The organism is Aquitalea sp. S1-19 (genome assembly GCF_024343515.1).
This window is the reverse complement of sequence record NZ_RJTZ01000358.1, coordinates 1-464: the sequence shown is the minus strand read 5'-3', so window position 1 is coordinate 464 and position 464 is coordinate 1. Positions and strand designations below refer to the sequence as shown.

The window sequence follows — 464 nt, the reverse complement described above, 5'->3', positions numbered from 1 at the left end:
TTCAAAAGTGCCCGCCTGACCGAACCTGAAGAAGCCGTGATACCAGCACCCATACGCGGCAAGACCTATGTTGCCAAAGCACCTTATGCGCCGACTATCGGCAACAGCAAGGTCAGCGTGGATATTGGCGCACCACAGATCACTTATGATTTCGGTGGCCATGTGCCGTTTTACAACCCGGCAGCCGGGCGCTCCGACATCCACACCATCAATGTGTGGGATCCGGTTAACAAGCAATCCCAAGTAGTACAGGGCTGGCAACTGAAGAACGACGGTGTGAAGGATCGCGTCTTCAAGACGGATGGCTATACCGCCATCGGCGTGATTGCCGGCGACGGCATCGTCGAGGAGAAACTACGCACCCAGGTCAATGCCTTCCCGATTTCGACACGCAAGCATGTTGCATGGGATATGAAGTTCCGCATGGGTGGCCGCAACCTTAGTACACCATGGCATAAGGCACC

1 protein-coding gene is annotated in these 464 nt (G+C 55.4%); it reads left to right on the top strand.

Going from position 1 to position 464, the window contains the following annotated elements:
* On the top strand, positions 1-464 hold a 464-nt coding region (locus EGI20_RS19035; RefSeq protein WP_498633272.1), incomplete at both ends, for a hypothetical protein.